This is a genomic window from Roseibium sp. SCP14, assembly GCF_040329475.1.
Classification (GTDB): domain Bacteria; phylum Pseudomonadota; class Alphaproteobacteria; order Rhizobiales; family Stappiaceae; genus Roseibium.
Genome location: NZ_JBDZYH010000017.1, coordinates 15,394 through 34,870 on the forward strand (window position 1 = coordinate 15,394; position 19,477 = coordinate 34,870).

Consider the following 19,477-nt stretch of genomic DNA (forward strand, 5'->3'; position numbering starts at 1 on the left):
ACCGGTTAGAGTTTTACTGCATACTTGCGTTCCAGCCACAGCGTCAGACGCGCGATCGGATAGCAGTAAGCAAAGAAGATGAGCAGCACGAAGCCGTAAAACGGGACCAGAAGCTCCGGCCTGTTGTTCTCGGCCTCAATGGCCTGGCGGGTGAGATTGAGAACCTCCTCCACGCCGAGGATCGAGACAATCGGCGTTGCCATGGTCAGGATCGCGTACCAGTTCATCCAGGGTGGGATCATCCGCTTGATGCATTGCGGAAGGATGATTTCAAACAACGTCTGCCGCCGGGTGAACGCAAGGCTTTCCGCCGCTTCCCACTGTGCGGATGGAACGGAAGCGATTGCGCCGCGAACGATTTCGGAAATGTTCGCCATCACCGGAAGGCTGAGACCGATTACGGCCTTCGTCCAGTCCGGGACGGGAATGTTCAGGCCGAAGAGATCGATCTGAAACGGAAAACTCAGCATCACGATGAACAGGAGCACCAGCCAGGGAGAGTTCCGGAAGATCTGGGTAATCCAGTAAGAACACCAACGGATCAGCCTGCTTCGCGAGATTTGCCCGAGCCCGAGAAACACCCCGAGTATCGTGCCGAGAAACATGGTCAGCACGGAAATGATCACGGTGAAGACAAAGCCGTGAAACAGCAAAAACGGGATCCAGCGCCAAAGCACCTCAAACGCCTGCCCCATGGTGAACCCGTTCGACTGGGCAATCGCATGCGCCGGCCAGAAAGCCGCGGCAAAGATCAAAAATGGCAAGGCGAAGGGAATGCCGGCAAGCCACTCGGAAAATCCGAGTCCCGAAGTTGAAACCGGTGACGGTTTGAAGGGCAATAGGACCGGCATGTCGGAGTTGGATGGGGCCGTGAGGCCGGGAATTGTTCGGCTCATGGCTTACGCTCCATACCCGGGAATGCGCATGACACGCTCCCATTTGTTCATGCCCAGGACCAGAATCCCGACCAAGGCCAGATAGGAAACGAACAGCACCAGCATCATCGGGTTCTGCGCCGACGGAAAGTCGTTCCAGATGGTGATCGACTGATAGAGCAGTTCGGGCACAGCGATCACGAAGGCCTGTGTCGTGGTCTTGACCAGGTTCACAAGGTTGTTGTTGAGCGCCGGAATGGAGACGCGCAATGCCAGAGGCAGCACCACGTAGACAAACGTCTGCAACCGCGTGAAGCCGAGCGCTTCGCTGGCTTCCTGCGTCGATTTCGGCACGGCTTCCACGCCTGCGCGGAAGATTTCAACGTTGAACGCGCCGGCGAAGAACGAGAGTGAAATGATCGCCCAGCCGACATTGGAGATGATCGGAACCTCCAGCCAGCCATCCGGGCTGTAGGTCGGCGTGAATGCGCCAAGCGCAAAATAGAAAAACAGCAACTGAACGAATGGCGGCGTATTGCGGAAAAACTGAATGTAGGCCTGCACGATGCCCCGCACGAAGCGGCTTCGCGCTCTTTGCATGCCGGCGCCAACGACACCGATGATCACACTGAAGATGATGCAGACAACCGACAGTCTGATTGTCATCCACAGCCCGGAGACAACCTTGTCCCACTGGCGTCCTTCATAGAAGAACACGAAATTCCAGGTTGGAAAATCGGCTGCCATCTGCCGGAAAAATTCTTGGACCGTGTCCAGCATCGCGCCCCCTCTCGACGAATTGCGTACCCCGTGCCCCCTGAAGGGCACGGAACACGATGCGTGTCTAGCCTGATGCGGTTATTCGGACAGCCAGTCCTTGAAGCGCTCGTTCTGGTCCGCGAGGTAGGTCGTCGGCTGAATGCCCCACTTTTCTTCCAGCGCGACCAGCCTGCCGTCCTTGTGCCAGTTGTATTGCATGCCGGACATGAAACGGCCGAAGACACAGTTGCGTTCCGCCTTCGGAACGGCGAGCCCCCAGGGATTGTCATCTTCGGTCTTCATAGGCATTTCAAACTCGTCCCAGTCTCCCGACGCCAGGTCCGCCATGATCGAGCTGTCGTCATAAACGAAGCCGATGCACTTCTTGTCCCGAAGGGCCTGCTTGGCCTCCGCATTGCCCGCAAAGGCAATGATCTTGGCGCCGTAACGCTCTTCCACGATCTGGTTGTAGAACGCACCCTGCTTGCCACAGACCGGCTTGTCACGCAGCTGTTCCCAGTCGGTCAGCTTGAGCGCCTTTGGAGCAAGCAGATTGGTGCCGGAGGTGTAGTAGTTCGGCCCGACGATACCGACGATTTCACGGCGGTCCGCCCGGTCGGACATGGTAGCGATCATCAGGTCGATCTTGCCCTGCTCCAGAAACTGCATCCGGTTCGAGGATTGAACCGGGACCAGTTCCAGTTCCACGCCCATTGCGTCGGCGACGTCCTGGGCCATATCGATTTCCATGCCGACGAGTTCACCATCGGTGTTGCGGAAGCCCCAGGGCTTATAGTCGGCTTTCACGCCGACAATGACTTTTCCACGCTCCATAACCCGGTTCCAGGCTTCGTTGGAACACTCGGCTGCCGTTGCTGAAACAGCGGAAAAGCAGGTCATCAAAGCGGTAGTTGCTGCAAGTACGGTTTTCATTCTTCCCTCCAGAAGTTTGGCTGATTTATTCAGCGCATAATTTGAGCAAACAGCTCGGCAGGGTTTTCCCCCAGACGTGACCGGTTCGCGCCTTCACGTCCGGCAAAGGCGACAGCGGTCTCGAATTTCGACAAAAGATCCTCCTCCGATAATGGGTTGTCCGGCATTCCATAGGCAGTTCCGCAGAAACCCGAGGCAGTGCGCCCGTCCCTCAGTGTGAGCGTCAGGCGCGCACTTTCCGGAAATTTCTCGCGCATGGTGTCGGTTGAAAGGTCCGCGGCACGGACTGTGCGGACCCGCGCCATGAGCGCGATCTTCTCTGGCTTGTGAACAGCATGTGGCAGCAGGTCCTCAAAGCGGACACGGCCGTAAAGCGCCGCACATGCAAGCGCGTATGGAAGGCTGAACTGGGCCTGTTGCGGCGTCTGCGGGGTCGGATAGACAAGACTGATATCGACCAGTTCCGGCACTTCGGCCCTGACGTCTTCGATCTCGTCCGGCTTCGCGCTCAACTCATTCATCAACGCGGTCATCTGGTCGATGGCAGCGTGGGCTGCCGAACACACCGGATTTGTCTTGAAAAGCAGGCCGGGCTGCAGGAGACGCCAGCGCCCTCCGAGGCTGTCGAGCACGCTCATGTCGGCGGAACCATTATTGAGCAACTGCAGATAACCGCGATTATCTTCAAACGCTTCTTCCGGTCCGCTCAGCCCCGCCTGCGCCATCTTCGCAAAGGTAATGGCCCTGCGGGCAGCATCACCGACAAGGAACGGCTTTCCATCCGTCCCGAACACGGCCTTGCCACCTCCGGACGATGCTGCGGCCAGCCCGATCGCGGCCGTCATCTGGTCTTCGTCCAAACCAAGAAGAACGCCGGCCGCTGCCGTTGCTCCGGCAAGACTGAACGTCACCGTGCTCCACCAGCCCCGGAAGTAGTGATCATGCGTGCACAGATCGGCCAGGACGTAAGTGATCTCCGATCCGGCAACGAGGGCACGCCGCTGAAGATCAGTATCCGCACCGATGTCTTGAGCGATCGCCAGTACGACGGGAACGATCACCGCAGACCCATGCATGATCCCCGTGTAGGACGTATCATCGATGTCCCAGACATGCGCCGCGGTCCCGTTAATCAGCGCCGCGGTTTCCACGTCACGGCTTCCACCGGTCGCACATGTCGCCGGACCGCCATGCAAGACCATCGCCTTTGCAACGCATTGTGTTGCCTCGTGCGCCCCGCCAGCCACCATTGCGCCGATTGTGTCCAGCAACGCACGATCTGCGACCTGCGTCACGTCATCCGGACATGAAGCCTCGGAGACCGCGAATTGAGCAAACCGGCGGGCTATCGATGTGGTCATGGGGCCTCCCGCACTTCGACGCCATGCGGCAGCGCATTGTCGAACAGCACTTCCCAAACACTTTCCGCCCAGGTGCCCGGAACCAGGATGTCGAAACGATCAGCTTCGAGACAATGGATCAGAACACCTATGTGGTGAATGCCGGTCTGAATGAACTCACCGGGTCTGAAAGCTGCTGTTGAAACGTCGATTGCAATCAGCTGTGACAGCAAGTCTCTGGCGGCCGGGCCGTTCAACGTGATCGCTGCACGGGCATGACCGAGATCGAGAACCGCAAGGTCGGCGGACTGTTGATCGCCAAGTCCCCTGGCTGTCTCAAGAAGGATCTTGTCGGGTGCAATGCGCCAGGCGGTCGCGTGATCTGTTCGGCGAGCCTCGCGAAACGTACCTGCGTCCTCAAGGCCAAGGCGCTTCAGGATCGGTTCGGCGGCGGTTTCGAACCCGGACCAACCTGCAAGCTGCCACAGCCCCTCAATGGACCGTATTCCAAGTGTGACGCCAGTATCACCCGCAGCACCGTGACGGCCCGCTTTCGTTTTGGTTTTCAAGGGAGACAGGACGTCAACCATTCTGACGTGCTCCTTCCGGGTCGAAGAAATGATGGGAAACGACCTTGGCATTCAGGATTTCATTGCCAACGAAGTTGACCACACGGATGGTCTCGCCAGTTCGGGTCTTGCCGTTTTTCAACAGGCCCAGAGCGATGTTCTTGCCGAGCGCAGGCGAATAGGTCGTCGAGGAGACCCAGCCGTCGCCGTGCCCTCTTGTTTCACCCGCTGCAGGGAAAAGGATCGACCCGGCCTTGGCCCCGGTTTCACCTTCAATCTCAAGACCGACAAGTGTGGGGCGGGTCGGATCTTCAAGAACCGGGCGCCTGCGCAGGATGGAACCGACAAATGGTTTCTTGCTCGAAGCAAACCCTTCCAGCCCGAGATCCTTGAGCGTGGTACGTCCCTCTATTTCCGGTCCGGCGATATGGCCTTTTTCAATGCGCAATGCACCCATGGCTTCGGTTCCGTATGACCTCAGGTTGTGCTCCCTGCCTGCGGCCTGCAACACTTCCCAGACATGGCGGCCATAACCGGCAGGTATGTAGATCTCGTAGGCCAGTTCTCCGGAATAGGACATCCGGTGGATGCGCACGTCCACTCCGCCAATGATCGCATGCGTGAAATGGTTGTTCGGCAGAGCCTCGCGGCTGAGATCGGCATCCGCAACCGCGCTCAGCAACGCCCTTGACTTGGGACCGGCGACCGCGATCGCGGCCCATTGATCGGTCACTGTGGTGACGTGAACCTTCAGATCCTTCCAGGCGGTTTGCAAAAGATGTTCGGCAAATGCCAGCACCTTGGCCGCATTGGCGGTCGTGGTGGACATGAAGTAGTCATGTTCGCCAAGCCGCGCGGTAGCACCGTCATCCATGACAAATCCGTCTTCGCGAAGCATGGCACCATAGCGCAGCCGACCGACGGCCAGCGTTTTCCAACCGTTGACGTACATCCGGTTGAGGAATTCGGCCGCATCCGGCCCCTGAACCGCAATCTTGCCCAGTGTCGAAACATCGATCATGCCGACATGCTCACGCACATGAGCAGCTTCGCGAATATAGGCCGAGCGCAGATCTTCATCGGACTGCGGGTAATACCAGGGGCGCATCCACGCCCCTGCTTCCGTCATCACCGCGCCATTTTCCGTATGCCAATGGTGGATCGGCGAAAGGCGCACCGGACGGAAGTGGCGACCCGTTTCGTGACCAACCAGAACACCCATGGAAATCGGCGTGAATGGTGGGCGGAAAGTCGTCGTTCCCACTTCCGGAATGCTGAGACCGCGAAGCTCGGCCATCCGGGCAAGCGCGTTGACATTCGAGAGCTTGCCCTGGTCCGTTGCCATCCCGATCGTGGTGTAGCGCTTGAGGTGCTCGACAGAGACATAACCTTCAAGATGCGCCTGATCGACATCGCTGATTTTCACATCATGCTGAAAGTCGACAAAGGCCTTGCCCCGAGGTGTTCCATCCGCATCGAGAACCGCCCAGACCGGAGACATTTCATGTCGCCAGAACGGACCGGTTTCAAATCCGGTTGGCCTGGTTCCACTGTCGCCGGATGCACCGGCGCTTCTTGCAGCTTCAGCACCTCTTGCAAAGCCCTGTTCAATTACCTCATCAAGAGACGCGGCGGCCATCGCCGTTCCTGCCGATTGCAATTGATGCCCGGCCTCTGGCTGCGGCACGAAACACGCACCTTCTTCATGGTAGACCGGCTTTCGATAGAGCTGGGACCACAGATGGACAGCCGGAGCCCAGCCCCCCGATACGGCGATCAGATCCGCCGACACGGACTTCCCTGCTCCGCTGGCCTTGCCTTCCGTATCGACCGGCGCAACAATCGCTGTGGCAACTTTCCGGCCGCCTTTGGCTTCCAACACGCCGTGACCGAGCAGCAGCGTAACGCCTGCATCACTCGCAGCGCTTTCCAGTTCTTCGGAGATGGCCGGTCGCAGGTCGGCAAGGGTGACGGTGGCACCTGCCAGGGCCAGATCGGTTGCAACCGCATAGGCGCTGTCATTGTTGGTGGTCACCACAACGTTCCGGCCTGCAAGCACGGCAAAACGGTTGAGGTAAGTTCTTGCAGCGCCTGCCAGCATCACGCCCGGTTTGTCGTTTCCACCGAAAACCAGCGGCCGTTCGATAGCGCCTGTCGCCATGACCGCGCGCTTGGCATGGACCAGCCAGTAGCGTTGCCTGACCTGGTGGTTTTCAGGTGCCTTGAGATGATCGGAAACGCGCTCGACCAACCCATAGGTTTCACCATCATATGCCCCGAACACCGTCGTACGAGTCAGAAGGTGGACATTGCTCATGCCGTCCAGCTCTGCCTTCACGGAGGCAACCCAGTTATCGCCCTCGCTGCCGGCAGGGTCCGACAAAACGGCACCACCGAGATCGAAATCCTGCTCGACCAGAAGAACCTCGGCACCGGCACGGCCCGCGGCAAGGGCTGCTGATAGCCCGGCAGCACCACTGCCGATCACCAGAACGTCGCAAAAGGCATTCCGCTTTTCGTAGTGGTCCGGATCGTTCAGATAGGTTCCTCGCCCCATACCGGCGGCCTTGCGGATAAAGGCCTCGCACGTCATCCAGAACCTGGTGGAATGCTTGAACGGGCCGATGAAGGTCTTGTAGTAGAAGCCCGCGCTCAGGAAGGGACTGACCCAATTGTTCACCGCTCCGATATCGAAGCTCAGGTTCGGCCAGGCATTCTGTGCGGTCGAGACGAGACCGTTGAAAGCTTCAGTCGTCGTTGCACGTGCATTCGGTTCGTGCCGGTCACCTTCTCGCAAATGCACCAGTGCTCCGGGCTCTTCCACACCGGCCGAATAAATGCCTCGGGGGCGGTGATACTTGAAGCTTCGCCCGGCAAGCGAGACGCCGCCCGCCAACATGGCGGACGCGAGCGTGTCCCCCTGATAGGCCGGGAGTTCCCGCCCCTCGAAACGGACGGAGAGCGGCCTACCGCGATCGATGCGGCCACCAGTTTCAAGGCGCTTCATTCGCCAGCCTCCCGTGCCAATTCGATTCCGTCGATTTCCCCAGCCTCGCGCGCAAGCTCACAAGTGCCGATCTCATGGGTCAGCGTGTTGCGCTCAAGAACGAGCCATTGACGGCATCCCTGAACATGATGCCAATACTCCCTGTGCCAGCCGCGTGGATTGTCGCGGTTGAAGACATAGTCCACCCAGGGCTTCATCTCTTTCTCATCCAACTGCGGGCGCCTGACCGTTGCGTCAGCTCCGTAGGTGAATTCCGTTTCGTTGCGCAGCCCGCAAACCGGGCAGTTGATCCTGATCATCTCGTTGGCTCAATGTGCGTTGGGTTGCGGGCCCATGCCCTTTTCATCGATCTGGTAGCCGCGATCGAACCGGTTGAGCGTGAACTCGCAATTGTCCTGATGGGGTTCGTCCTTTGCGATGGTCCAGGCAAAGCACCACCCGGAAGCAGGTGTCGCCTTGAAGCCGCCGTAGTTCCAGCCACCGTTGAGATAAAGGCCGTCGACCGGAGTTTTCGTGATGAACGGGGACCCATCCATGGACATATCCATCACGCCGGCCCAGTGACGCAGCAGCTTCAGCCGGGAGATGCAGGGCATCAGCGACTTGGCACTGGCAAGCGTGTGCTCCACCACCGGCAATCCACCGCGCTGTGCATAGGAATTGTACATGTCCAGGTCTCCGCCCAGCACCAGACCGCCCTTGTCCGACTGGCTGATATAGAAATGGGCTGCACCGTAGGCGATCACGGTATCGACCAGCGGTTTGTAAGGCTCTGTGACGAAGGCCTGCAGGCAATGCGTTTCGATCGGCAGGCGAAGGCCAGCCATTTTCGCCAGATGGCCGCTGTGACCGGCAACACAAAGAGCAACCTTGCCCGCGCGGATGTCACCCCGGTTGGTCTGGACCCCAACGATCTTGCCGCCGTCCCACAGGTAACCGGTGACTTCGCGTTGCTGCAGAATGTCGACGCCATGCTGATCGGCACCCCGCGCGAACCCCCAGGCAACAGCATCGTGGCGGGCCGTCCCTGCCCGGCTCTGAAAGATCGCGCCATGAATGGGGAAACGTGCGTTCTCGGAATAGTCGAGATAGGGAAGACGCCGTTTGACTTCCTCACGGTCGAACAGCTCAGCATCGATACCATTTGCCCGCATGATGTTGCCACGCCGGCGTGCAGCATCCATCTGGCCCGGTGAATGACACAGATTGTACTGGCCGCGCTGCGAGATCATCACATTGTAGTTGAGATCCTGGCTCAGATTCTCCCAGAGCTGCATGGAGCGCTCATAGAACATCGTGTTGCCCGGCATCATGTAGTTCGAACGCACGATGGTGGTATTGCGGCCGGTGTTGCCGCCGCCCAGCCACCCTTTCTCGACAACCGCGACATTGGTGATGCCATGTTCCTTGGCCAGGTAATAGGCGGTTGCCAGGCCGTGCCCGCCGCCGCCGACAACAAGAACATCATAGTAGGGCTTGGGGTCCGGATCGCGCCAGGCCCGGCTCCAGGTCTTGTTGCCTGATAGCGCATGCCGGAATACGGATAGGGCGGAATAGCGGGTCATCATCTGCCGTGCTGTTGCGTGAGTTTCGGATAGAATGCTCCAAATGATACTTTTTGCAACAAAAAATATCATTTGGTCTATTTTTTCTTTTCATCAGGCTTGTTCCGGCGCGAAAAATATCGTTTGCTGCAAAAAAGTACCGGAGACCCATCTGTGAATCTCACGCAAACATTGCGCAAGGCGTTGCCCGACCTGCCCAAGAAACTGGCCGTTGCGGCGCGTTATGCGCTGGATCACCCGGACCGCATGGCGCTCGATTCCATGCGCAGCACGGCAACCGCGGTCGGCGTTACATCGACGACCATGTTGCGGCTGGCCCGTCACCTGGGTTTCGACAGCTACGAGGATTTCAAGGCCGGTTTTCAGAACGAGTTGATACGCGGCGGATTCGGCGCACGCGCCGGCGCGTTGCAGCAAGGGACCTCCGATGACGGCAAGGACTCAAATGCAGGACAGATCCTGCTGGCCGCTGAAGAAAACATCCGTCAGCTAAGAATTTCCCTCAAAAGAGAAGAGCTGGACAGGCTAGCGGATCTGATGCGTCGCGCACCGAACGTCTATCTCGTCGGCTCGGGGTCTCTTTTCTGGCTTGCTTCGATGATGAAGAACACCGGCAGCCTCATCCTGTCCAATCTGAGGCTTGTGGGAGCGGAATATTCCGTCGCCGCCGAACCGATGGGCGTTCTGCAGCAGGAGGATATCGTTATCTGCTTTGGCATGAACCCGATCGCGCAACGTACCGTGGATGCGATGAAATATGCTCAGCGATACGGTGCATATACGGTCGCAGTCACGGACCGGCCCAGCTCACCGCTCGCATCAGATGCCGACTTTGCCTTCTGCGCCGACGCCAACAGTCCCCACTATTACCCGTCGGTGGTAGCGATGGCAGCACTGGTGGAAGTGATTCTGGCCTCCATCGTGATGGACGGAGACGGCAGCGAGATTGCGCGGGTCGAGGAGTTCGAGCGGCTTCGAAAGAGAAGCAGCGCCTATGTCGAATATTAGCGCCATGCCATCTTCCAAGACGCGTTTCTCACGCCGTTAAGCTGCAGAGAACATTCATGTTCTCGCCTTCTCGAAGGCAGACCAGGCAGCTTCGAACTTTTCGAAGTTGAAACCGGGTTCGCGCGCAGGTCCGAGCACCAGTTGTTCGGTGTCGAGCAGTTTCCGGATTGCGTCTGCTAGCTGGTCAATCAGGTATTCCGGAATGACCAGAGCGCCATGCCTGTCCGCATGCACCAGTTCGCCTGGATGGATATCCAGGCCGAAGATTTTCACCGGTGTGCCGATTTCCTTCACATGCACGAAACCGTGGCTCGGGCCGATCGAGCCGGCAACGACCGGAAACCCTTCCGGCAGATCTCCGAGGTCTCTCATGACGCCGTTGGTCAGAGCTCCGGACAAACCAAGGCCCTTGTGAACCGTCGTGTTGATTTCGCCCCAATAGGCGCCAATGGCATTCGGATAGTCGACATCTTCAACAACTGCCAGCCCTGGCCGTTCGCCCTCGGACATATACCGGTAGTAATCCATCCGCCGCGCCTTGATGACATCCGCCGGTTCGGTGGGTGGCGCCAGCGCGGAGATTTTGGCCGTACGCGCGTAGCCAACCATCGCACCACCATCCGGGTCGGACGACAGCATCGTGCCATGGGTGAAACGGTTGAAGCCGCGTTTGCCTTCAGCAACTTCGATAGCGTTGCAGACGGTCGGCGTGTCAACGGATTTCAAGAGGTCGAGCAAATCGCTGTTCATGTCAGTTCCAACCAGGTCTTGAGCACACTGTTGACGGCGTCGGGCTGCTCCAGCGTCGGCAGGTGCCCCGCGCCGTCAATGATTTCCAAAGTGGAGTTCTCAACGAGCTGGTGCATCAGATCATGCCGGTCGCGTGGACACAGGCGATCTTCTGCTCCCATGAGAACGAGTGTCGGCCCCTTGAAGGATATGAGTGTTTCCTGCTGGTCGGGCCGGGATTGCAGTGCACGCGACTGCCGCTCGAAGACTTCCGGGCCAAGATCCAGCGCCATGTCCATGCAAAGATTGAGAACGTCCTGGCGCCTGGGCCCGTCGGCGAGGTAGTTCGGCTTGAGTTCGTCCCGCATGACCTCCCGCAGGCCACCTGCCCTCACCCTCGCGATCTGAGGCTCGCGCCGCTGCTGAACTTCTTCCAGTTCCGCGCGCGGATTTGTGTCAAGAAGCGCAAGTCTTTCAACACGCTCGGGGCCCTGTCTCAAGACCTCCATTGCAATAATTCCACCCATTGAGAGCCCAGCAAGCGCAAACCGGGGCGGTGTCTGAGCCAGAATGTCCGCCGCCAGAGCTTCAACCGTTTCATGTTCCGTGATCGGAGAAAGGTGAAGGGGCACGCTCCCGGAAAAGGCGGCAATTTGCGGCCCGTAAAGGCGGGCGTCGCACATCATTCCGGGCAAAAGAACCAGTGGGCTCACACGCGATCTCCCGCAAGTTTTGCCCCCTCCGCCAAGGCTCCGAGTTTGGCAAAGGCGATTTCGGGGTCAACTGCACCGAACCCGGCAAAGGTCCCGAAACCGCAGTCAGACCCGGCGATCACCCGATCCGCACCGACGATATCGACAAATCTCTCCAGGCGCTGTGCAACAACCTCAGGGTGCTCAACGAAATTCGTGGTCGTATCGACAACACCCGGCACCAGGATCTTGTCATCGGGGATTTCAGCTTTCCGGTCACGGAACACGGTCCACTCATGCGCATGACGCGGGTTGGAGGTTTCGAAAAGGATGTAGCGGGCACGAGCAGACATCAGGGTCGAGAACACCTTGTCCATGGAAATGTCACACACATGGGGGCCTTCGTAGTTACCCCAGCAGATGTGGATGCGAACCTTTTTCGGGTCGATATTCTGCAGCGCGTGATTGAGTGCATCAACGTGACCGGCGGCGATCCTGACGAATTCCTCATCAGAAAGATCGGTAAAGAGCATGTGACGGGAAAGGGCGAGGTCCGGACAATCGAGCTGCAGATCGAGACCGGAGGCGACGATGGTCTCGTATTCGTCCTTCATGACATCGGCCAGCGCCTGCAGATACGCTTCCCGTGTCGGATAATGGTCGTTCTGCAGAAACAGCGAGATCACGCCGGGCGACGCCGCATTCATGAAACCGCGTTCGGCACCGTGTTCAGCCATCGCGGCTTTCAGATGGGCAATGTCCTTTTCAAGTTCCCCCTGCCCCTTTGAACGCACTTCGCCCGTGCACATCGGCCGTGCGTATTGCGGTGTTCCACCGCTTTCCGCGATCCGCTTGAGGAAACTCGGGTAAAGCTTCAGATCTTCAGGCGCATTGCGCGGACTGTCTCCGGAAAAGCCGGTGTAGCGGTCCTTCACATAGGTGGCATAAGAGATCTTGGAGGTTTCACCATCGCTGACGATCGTCACGCCGGCTTCAACCTGCTTGCGGACGGTCTCGGACACCGCTTCGGCCATGGCGGCATCAAATGCCGCCTCGTCATAAGGCTTGCCTTTTTCCCGGGCGAATATGAAATCGACGACCTTTTGCGTTCGTGGCAAAGAGCCGACATGGGTGACTTCTATCTTGCTCATAAGCTCCTCCCGCAAAGAGGCAGGAACGCCCTGCCCTCGCACTATCTTCTCAGCCAACCCAGGTCGGGCCAGCGGCATCCTTGGTATTCATCACCCTGAAAAGACTTGCTTCGCCACTCATGGACGGTTTGAGACTGTGTTCCAGCCCTGGAGGGACGGCACAGGTGTCGCCTGGTGCCAGAACCTTTTCTCCATCCGCCCAGCTCAGTTTCCAGTGACCACGCATCACCATCAGGATCTCGTGGCGCTCCAGCGTGTAACTTGTTTCGGGAAGCGAACCACGGGTCAGGAATTCGACTTCAAATCCCGGTTTGTCCCTGAGCAGAGCCGTCTCGCCGATCACCTTGCACGGTTTGTTGGCAGCCAGCGCCATCATGTCCCAATAGCGGGCCACATAGTCGCGTACGACCGCTTCATTCCCGGGCTCCGGATAGGCCTTCAGCTCTTCGTCCGTGAGAAGCGGCATCGGCTTGACGCCTTCCGGCAGGCTCTGCCCCAGCTTTGTGTCGTAAAGAACACCGTTTTCACCGAGCACCAGGCCATGATCCTTTGCGTCCTCGATCACCTGAGGAGCCCAGATCACACCGCCGCCGGCATCGTCCCCGCCAAGGATCGCCATGATCATCCCGTAGTCGGTGCCGATATTCTCAAATCCCCGGAAGATGCCGGTTGGAATATTGAAGATATCGCCTTCTTCCAGGACCACCTCGCCCGCGGTGCCCCAACGGCCCCAGAAGAACCGCCAGCGGCCCTTCAACACATAAAAGACTTCTGCCGTCCGATGCGAATGAAGAGAGTTCCTGCATTTTGGCGGTTGGCCTGCCGCGCCGATATTGAAGCCCGGCGTCTCCTTGATGTGGACATGCTGGTCCGGGCTTTCCGAAACACCGCCGCCGATAACCGTGAAGTTCTCCTTCTGGTCGGATCCGGGGGTGTGAGCATCGATGAAAGCCGTGCGGCAGGGCTGCAAGTCACCATACCGGACGATCCGGGTTTCCATTTCTTCAGGGGTCATAACGGGCCTTCAGGATTCTGGCTTTATCAGCCGGTCTTCAATGCGATCTGTTTCCAGATCGACGTTTCATCAAAAAGAACGAATTCGCGGCGCAGGCCCCAGGGCCCGAACTCGGCATGGGCCGCCCCCATGACGTAGACGTCTGCCCCCGTCGGTTTGCCGAAGACACCCCAGCCGTCATGCCTGCCATGAAGCGACCAGCGGAGGGCCGCTCGTGGCGGCATCATCGGATCATCCCGGCCGATCTGGTGCTCGATCTTGAAATCCGCCGAGGGGAAACTGGCGCGCAGGCCCATCCAGAACCGGTCTGCATCTGCCCACGAAACGCCTTCAACACCACCCGGATAGGCAAGCTGGCAGGCCCTGTCATATTCGGCCTCGACCGCCGCCATGTCCGCACCCATGATCCGCGTCAGGATGCTGGCGTATCTGGCGCCCCATTCATTATCGTTACCTTTGCCTTTGTACGGGCCCGGCTTGTCGATGGCGGGAGTGAACGGCCGCACGCAGTCTTCCGGCCCACCTTCGCGCTCGATCAGGTTCAGGGCATATTCCTTTGGATCCCACCCCATCTGCCGCACGATCGCACCCTGGTCACGGATCAGCCATTCATCATTGATCTGGTTGTCGATCGCATGGCAGTCGGCAATGATCCGGTAGCGCAGTTTCCTGCCGCTCGCCTTGCCGTAGACCCCATCGCCGGAATGCGTCGCCGTTGAAATGATCCGGTGGGAGGACAGCATGCCGTCTTCCGGCGACCCGGACCAGATGACGTCTTCCCCCAGCAGGGTGCGGTCGGGAAACTCGGCAAGCGTTGCCATGGTCGCACCGATCACCCCCTGATTGCCGACGACAACCGAGGCCGGAGAGCGCACGACAATGTCATCGGAATAGTAGTGATGCAGGGTTGCGATCTTGCGCTCTTCCCAGATTTCCCTGGTAATCCCGATAATGTAGTCGGGGAAATCCTTCCAGCGCGGGTCAAAGCCTTTCATCGGGCCATCCTTCGGGTATGCGAGCAGATCCGCGGATCATCAACGATCCGTCGATCTCGATTTTCTGAACATCCTTGCTGCCCTCTTCGATCCAGCCGAGCAGGGTGGAAACCGTTGCTTCCACCATGCGGTTGGAGGGTTGGCGCAGGGTCGTCAGGTCATAGGCAGGCCAGGAAGCGAGCGGCACGTCATCGTAACCGACGACCGAAACGTCGCCCGGCAAGTCAAGTTTCAGCTCGAAACGCAGGACATCCATGACGGCAAAGGCCATGTGGTCGTTACCGACGAACACCGCATCGGGCCGGTCCTTGCCGGAGAACAGTTCGCGAGTGGCTGCCGCCGCGGTCTCGCGATTGTACATGCCGTCGATGCAGGCAACGAGTTCGGCGCCGGCCTGTTCCAGCCCCGACCTGAAACCGGCTTCACGGTCACGGCCGGTGGACGATCCGGACCAGCCGGCAATATGCGCAATCTTCTTGTGGTCACCGGCAACCAGGAAGTCTGCAATCTGGCGTCCACCATCAAGGTTGTTGGATGTCACCTGGTTGAGCCTGTCATCGTCCTGGCCGCGGTTGAAAAGAACAACAGGAACACCGGCTGCCGAACAACGGGCCGCAAGCGCATTCGACATGCCGACCGAGGCGGTGATGATGCCGTCAACCTGATAGTCGAGCAGTTCTCCCATCACCTTGTCGACACTGGCATCATCGTTCGAAACCATGAAAACGAGGATGTGGTACCCGTGCTGCTGAAGCGCGTTGGAGAGTTTTTCCAATGCGTCCGGGTAGAACTGGTTCTCCAGATAGGCAACGACGAGGCCGATGATGCGGGAGCGTCCCGTGATCAGCGACCGGGCCAGAACATTCGGCCGGTAACCCAGCTCTTCGGCTGCCTTCAAGACCTTTTCCGCCATTTTGGGAGAAACGGAAGCCCCCGGCGTGAACACGCGGCTGACAGCAGACTGGCTGACCCCTGCCCGTTTCGCGACTTCTATGGAGGTGACCTTTTCGCTGACCATCAATCCGCCGTCCAACCTCCTTCGACCAGAAGCGCCGTTCCTGTCACCAGCGATGAGGCATCGCTGGCCAGGTAGAGAACGGCACCCATGATGTCCTCGACTTCTCCCGTGCGGCCGAGCTTGATCTTTTCCTTGATCCACTCGACCCTTTCCGGGTTATCAAATGTCTGCTCGGTCAGAGGTGTTCGAATGAAGGTCGGGCAGACCGTGTTGACCCTGATCTTCTTTGGGCCGAACTCCAGGGCCATCGCCTTGGTGAAGCCCTCAACGGCGAATTTGGATGCACAGTAGACCGCCCTGTCGATGCCGCCGACATGAGCCATCTGGGACGAAATATTGATCAATGATCCCGGCTTGCCTGCCTCAAGCAGGCCTTTGGCAACCGACTGCGTGAGAAAATAGGCGCCACGCAGATTGATGTTCATCACCGCGTCGAAGTCTTCCGGCGTCGTTTCGGTTGCTGGTGAATGACGCGCGAGGCCTGCGCTGTTGACCAGAATGTCGAACGGTCCGTGTTTTTCAACGCTGACCTGAACTTCCAGAACGTCGGCAACATCCAGCTGCAACGCAGAAACCTTCCATCCCCTGGCGATCATCGCCTCAACCGCCTCACGGAGCTTGTCTTGCCGCCGAGCGGCCAGCACCACTTGCGCGCCGGCTTCCGCCAGAGCGGTGGCACAGGCCAGGCCGATGCCGGAAGAAGCACCTGTCACAAGCGCTTTCTTTCCGGTCAGGGAAAAGCTCGGGGTGGTAGGAAGGTCGATCATGTCAGGGATACTCCGGTTTCAGGATCAAAGCCCGGACGGGCCTTGTTGAAATCCCGAAGTCGGTTGAAAACGTCAACGCCCAATTGCGAATAGGCGTCCAAAAGATCGACCAACACCCAGTTTTCGCGGATCAATCCGTTTTCAAGACGCCAGAAATCCAGGCTGCGCATGGTGATCTTCTTGCCGGTCGGGGCAATTCCCATCCAGCCGTCATGGGTGACGGACTGGATCATGTTGGGCCACCCTGTGACAGCCGCATAATTTCTGTCACCGAAGAAGTGGTAGGTCACTTCATCGACATATTGCCCGCGATCCGGCATGCCGTTCAGAAACGGGATCTGGTGCCAGTTGCGAAAACCTTTGATGCCACGCCCGGTACCAATGCCGGACGGACCGTACCAGTTCATGCGCGGATGCCAGAACCGAGGCATTTCCATGACTTCAGGCCCACCCTGCGAAGGGTGCCGCTTCATGTATTGAAGCATCTCGATGATGTGCCGGCATGTGCTGCGACCTGCCTCTTCATCGTACGGTCCCGGTACAAGTCCATCCTGCGTTGCCGGTCCCGGCACATGCCATTCCCGGCCAAGCGTCGGTGCCATGGGCCAAGCGCCCGCCTGCACCATCATTTCCGGAATGTCCCAGAGCGCTTGAAACTCAACGACCTTATCGTCGACAAAACGGTAGAACTCGTGAAAGCGCATGGCGACCTGGTGGCCGGTTGCCGGAATGTCGAGCCACGGTTTTTCGAACGTGCCCGTATAGTATCCGCCGCAACCAAGCCAGTCGTCCCCTTCCGGGGTCGGTCCAGCCATCACGATTGTGTCGCGACGCTCAAGATCGGGCAGCGACCTGAAGAGCGGTGCATAGGCCTTGTCGTAGAAGGCCTCGGCACCGGCTGTGTCACCGAACGGATGACAAAGCCGAAACAGGACGTCCGGTGCACAAAGCTCCGCCATGGCCGCGCGGACGGGCATCTCCTCAAAATCGTACATGGCAGCCCGAAGCGGGGCGATCAGGGCCTTATGCCTTGTGTGCTTGTCCATGATTATTCGGCAGCCTCTCCATAAGGCACATTGCCACCGCCATAGCGCCGGACGCGAACATTGGCCTGCTCGGCATGACCGACAAAGCCCTCCAGCATGCAGAGGCGGGAACAATAGGCACCGATTTCAGCAGCCGCCTCGTCGGTCAGAACCTTCTGATAGGAATGGGTTTTCAGGAACTTTCCGACCCACAGACCACCGGTGTAGCGGCCGGCTTTCTTGGTGGGCAGCGTATGGTTGGTACCAATCACCTTATCGCCATTGGCAACGTTGGTGCGTGGCCCCAGGAACAGCGCGCCATAGCAGGTCATGTTTTCCAGGAACCAGTCATCCCGATCGGTCATCACCTGCACATGCTCGGAGGCAATATCGTCGGCAACGGCGAGCATTTCATCGTAAGTGTCGCACAGGATCACCTCGCCATAGTCCTCCCAGGACCTGGCAGCGGTGTCCGCTGTCGGCAGGATCTTCAGGAGCCGGTCGATTTCGGCAAGGGTGTCTGTTGCAAGCTTGCGGGAATTGGTGACCAGAAACGCCGGTGAATTGTAGCCGTGCTCGGCCTGCCCGAGCAGGTCGGTCGCGCACATTTCCGCATCGACTGTATCGTCAGCGATCACCATTGTCTCCGTGGGACCCGCAAAGAGATCAATTCCCACTCGGCCGAACAGCTGGCGCTTCGCCTCGGCAACAAAGGCGTTGCCCGGACCAACCAGCATATGCACCGGATCAATGGTTTCCGTGCCGAGGGCCATCGCACCAACAGCCTGAATACCGCCAAGTACGTAAATCTCATGAGCACCGCCCAGATGCATGGCTGCAATAACGGCCGGACTGGGAGCACCTTTGAAGGGCGGTGTCGCTGCGATGATGCGCGGCACCTCGGCAACAGAAGCCGTAGCCACGGACATGTGGGCCGAAGCAACCATTGGAAATTTGCCGCCCGGCACGTAACAGCCGACCGACTGCACGGGGATGTTCTTGTGACCCAGGATGACACCCGGAAGAGTCTCGATTTCGATGTCCAGCATCGACGCGCGCTGCGCCTCGGCAAACTTGCGCACCTGTTCCTGAGCAAACTTGATATCTTCCATGTCCCGAGACGAGACCTGGTTCATCAGGGCTTCGATTTCCGAGGCACTCAGGCGGAACGAGGCCGGTGAATAGCTATCGAATTTCTCCGACAGGTCTCTGACGGCCGCATCACCACGGGTTCCGATCTCCCTGAGCGTCGTCTCGACAATGGCGCGAACCTTGGCGTCGTCTTCAGACCGTTCCGCTTCCGGCTTGCCGCGCTTCAGAAATTCAATGGCCATGTTTCATCCCTTTCAAAGCACTGGTTGGCGATCTTCTTGCCCGGATCATCAGCCTTTCGTGCCTCTTTCACTCTTCAATTTGCATACGTATGCAGAAACTTCAAGCCGCTTTCCACCCATCTCGGCAATCTGCTTGACTAACCAGTTAGGCGGTCCTTTCCGGCGAAGGCGGTGTTTTCTCACCACGATCATAGGCTTCCCATCCATCGCCGTTGAAAACGTCCTTTCCAAGCTGCGCCAGCACATGTGGAAAATCGACCATGACCCAGTTGTCGACGATCTTGCCGTCGACCACTTTCCAGAAATCCATATAGCGGATCTCGATCCGCTTGCCGGTCGGAGCAATACCCATGAATTCGCCGGAATGTGTCGCTTCCTGGCGGCCGAAGGCCGCCGCCCACTCGCCCATGTAAAGGCGGGCTTCGTCGACGCAGACCTTGTCGGAGAAAGCGGCCTGGAAGGGCTTTTGCCAGTTGTCCTGGAATTCCTTCAAGCCGATTTTCTTGCCGCAGCCGAAATTGCCCATCCAACGGAAGCCTTCGGAAAAGAACTCCCCTATGTCGGCAATCCGGTGATCGTTGAGGCCGTCGACCATGCCTTCAATGACACTGCGGGTCTCTTCGGTCTTGGACATATCCGTATCGCGGCTCAACACCGCCTGTTCGGGACGCGAACCCTTCATGATCCACCTCTGA

Annotated in this window: 19 protein-coding genes; 1 reads left to right on the top strand and 18 read right to left on the bottom strand. The window is 58.7% G+C overall.

The window, feature by feature from the left end; translation table 11 throughout:
- Positions 1 to 5: 5 nt before the first annotated feature.
- From ABLQ08_RS32215 to ABLQ08_RS32250, 8 genes are all read right to left on the bottom strand, one after another.
- The gene (locus ABLQ08_RS32215) at positions 6 to 896 is read right to left on the bottom strand and encodes an amino acid ABC transporter permease (RefSeq protein WP_352950877.1); all 891 of its coding nucleotides are present in this window, start codon (positions 894 to 896) and stop codon (positions 6 to 8) included.
- Positions 897 to 899: 3 nt separating this feature from the next.
- Positions 900 to 1,655: an amino acid ABC transporter permease gene (locus ABLQ08_RS32220; protein ID WP_352950878.1), complete on the bottom strand. Its 756-nt coding sequence runs from the start codon at positions 1,653 to 1,655 to the stop codon at positions 900 to 902.
- Between the two features lie 78 nt (positions 1,656 to 1,733).
- Positions 1,734 to 2,567, bottom strand: a complete 834-nt coding sequence (locus ABLQ08_RS32225) for a transporter substrate-binding domain-containing protein (protein ID WP_352950879.1) — start codon at positions 2,565 to 2,567, stop codon at positions 1,734 to 1,736.
- A gap of 29 nt (positions 2,568 to 2,596) precedes the next feature.
- On the bottom strand, positions 2,597 to 3,928 hold the full coding sequence (locus ABLQ08_RS32230) for an MmgE/PrpD family protein (RefSeq protein ID WP_352950880.1): 1,332 nt from the start codon (positions 3,926 to 3,928) through the stop codon (positions 2,597 to 2,599).
- A complete protein-coding gene (locus ABLQ08_RS32235; protein ID WP_352950881.1) occupies positions 3,925 to 4,497 on the bottom strand; it encodes a sarcosine oxidase subunit gamma in 573 nt (190 codons plus the stop codon). Before ABLQ08_RS32235 ends, ABLQ08_RS32230 begins: the two co-directional genes overlap by 4 nt.
- On the bottom strand, positions 4,490 to 7,483 hold the full coding sequence (locus ABLQ08_RS32240) for a sarcosine oxidase subunit alpha family protein (RefSeq protein ID WP_352950882.1): 2,994 nt from the start codon (positions 7,481 to 7,483) through the stop codon (positions 4,490 to 4,492). Before ABLQ08_RS32240 ends, ABLQ08_RS32235 begins: the two co-directional genes overlap by 8 nt.
- Complete coding sequence (locus ABLQ08_RS32245; protein WP_417714976.1) at positions 7,480 to 7,782, bottom strand: sarcosine oxidase subunit delta; 303 nt, start codon at positions 7,780 to 7,782, stop codon at positions 7,480 to 7,482. The genes ABLQ08_RS32240 and ABLQ08_RS32245 overlap by 4 nt, the downstream gene beginning before the upstream one ends.
- 9 nt (positions 7,783 to 7,791) lie before the next feature.
- Entirely contained in the window at positions 7,792 to 9,048 is a 1,257-nt protein-coding gene (locus ABLQ08_RS32250) for a sarcosine oxidase subunit beta family protein (RefSeq protein ID WP_352950903.1), read from the bottom strand.
- Positions 9,049 to 9,201: 153 nt separating this feature from the next.
- Between ABLQ08_RS32250 and ABLQ08_RS32255 the strand changes: the two genes are divergently transcribed.
- Positions 9,202 to 10,056, top strand: coding sequence for a MurR/RpiR family transcriptional regulator (locus tag ABLQ08_RS32255; protein WP_352950883.1), 855 nt, complete (start codon positions 9,202 to 9,204; stop codon positions 10,054 to 10,056).
- Between the two features lie 54 nt (positions 10,057 to 10,110).
- Here the strand turns inward: ABLQ08_RS32255 and ABLQ08_RS32260 are convergent, their stop codons facing one another.
- The 10 genes from ABLQ08_RS32260 to ABLQ08_RS32305 all read right to left on the bottom strand — a co-directional run bounded on the left by ABLQ08_RS32260 (position 10,111) and on the right by ABLQ08_RS32305 (position 19,464).
- The gene (locus ABLQ08_RS32260; protein ID WP_352950884.1) at positions 10,111 to 10,806 is read right to left on the bottom strand and encodes an RraA family protein; all 696 of its coding nucleotides are present in this window, start codon (positions 10,804 to 10,806) and stop codon (positions 10,111 to 10,113) included.
- A complete protein-coding gene (locus ABLQ08_RS32265) occupies positions 10,803 to 11,498 on the bottom strand; it encodes an alpha/beta fold hydrolase (protein WP_352950885.1) in 696 nt (231 codons plus the stop codon). Before ABLQ08_RS32265 ends, ABLQ08_RS32260 begins: the two co-directional genes overlap by 4 nt.
- A complete protein-coding gene (locus ABLQ08_RS32270; RefSeq protein WP_352950886.1) occupies positions 11,495 to 12,628 on the bottom strand; it encodes a cobalamin-independent methionine synthase II family protein in 1,134 nt (377 codons plus the stop codon). Before ABLQ08_RS32270 ends, ABLQ08_RS32265 begins: the two co-directional genes overlap by 4 nt.
- Before the next feature lie 49 nt (positions 12,629 to 12,677).
- Entirely contained in the window at positions 12,678 to 13,643 is a 966-nt protein-coding gene (locus ABLQ08_RS32275; protein ID WP_352950887.1) for a cupin domain-containing protein, read from the bottom strand.
- Between the two features lie 26 nt (positions 13,644 to 13,669).
- Positions 13,670 to 14,638 (bottom strand): ester cyclase, encoded by a 969-nt coding sequence (locus ABLQ08_RS32280; RefSeq protein WP_352950888.1) that lies wholly within the window; start codon positions 14,636 to 14,638, stop codon positions 13,670 to 13,672.
- Positions 14,625 to 15,656 carry a LacI family DNA-binding transcriptional regulator gene (locus ABLQ08_RS32285; protein ID WP_352950889.1) on the bottom strand — a complete coding sequence of 344 codons (1,032 nt, stop codon included), beginning with the start codon at positions 15,654 to 15,656 and terminating at the stop codon, positions 14,625 to 14,627. Before ABLQ08_RS32285 ends, ABLQ08_RS32280 begins: the two co-directional genes overlap by 14 nt.
- On the bottom strand, positions 15,656 to 16,423 hold the full coding sequence (locus tag ABLQ08_RS32290; RefSeq protein WP_352950890.1) for an SDR family NAD(P)-dependent oxidoreductase: 768 nt from the start codon (positions 16,421 to 16,423) through the stop codon (positions 15,656 to 15,658). The genes ABLQ08_RS32285 and ABLQ08_RS32290 overlap by 1 nt, the downstream gene beginning before the upstream one ends.
- The gene (locus ABLQ08_RS32295) at positions 16,420 to 17,469 is read right to left on the bottom strand and encodes an ester cyclase (protein WP_352950891.1); all 1,050 of its coding nucleotides are present in this window, start codon (positions 17,467 to 17,469) and stop codon (positions 16,420 to 16,422) included. Before ABLQ08_RS32295 ends, ABLQ08_RS32290 begins: the two co-directional genes overlap by 4 nt.
- A gap of 2 nt (positions 17,470 to 17,471) precedes the next feature.
- Positions 17,472 to 18,782: a histidinol dehydrogenase gene (gene hisD / locus ABLQ08_RS32300; RefSeq protein ID WP_352950892.1), complete on the bottom strand. Its 1,311-nt coding sequence runs from the start codon at positions 18,780 to 18,782 to the stop codon at positions 17,472 to 17,474.
- Between the two features lie 145 nt (positions 18,783 to 18,927).
- Positions 18,928 to 19,464: an ester cyclase gene (locus tag ABLQ08_RS32305; RefSeq protein WP_352950893.1), complete on the bottom strand. Its 537-nt coding sequence runs from the start codon at positions 19,462 to 19,464 to the stop codon at positions 18,928 to 18,930.
- Positions 19,465 to 19,477: the final 13 nt, after the last annotated feature.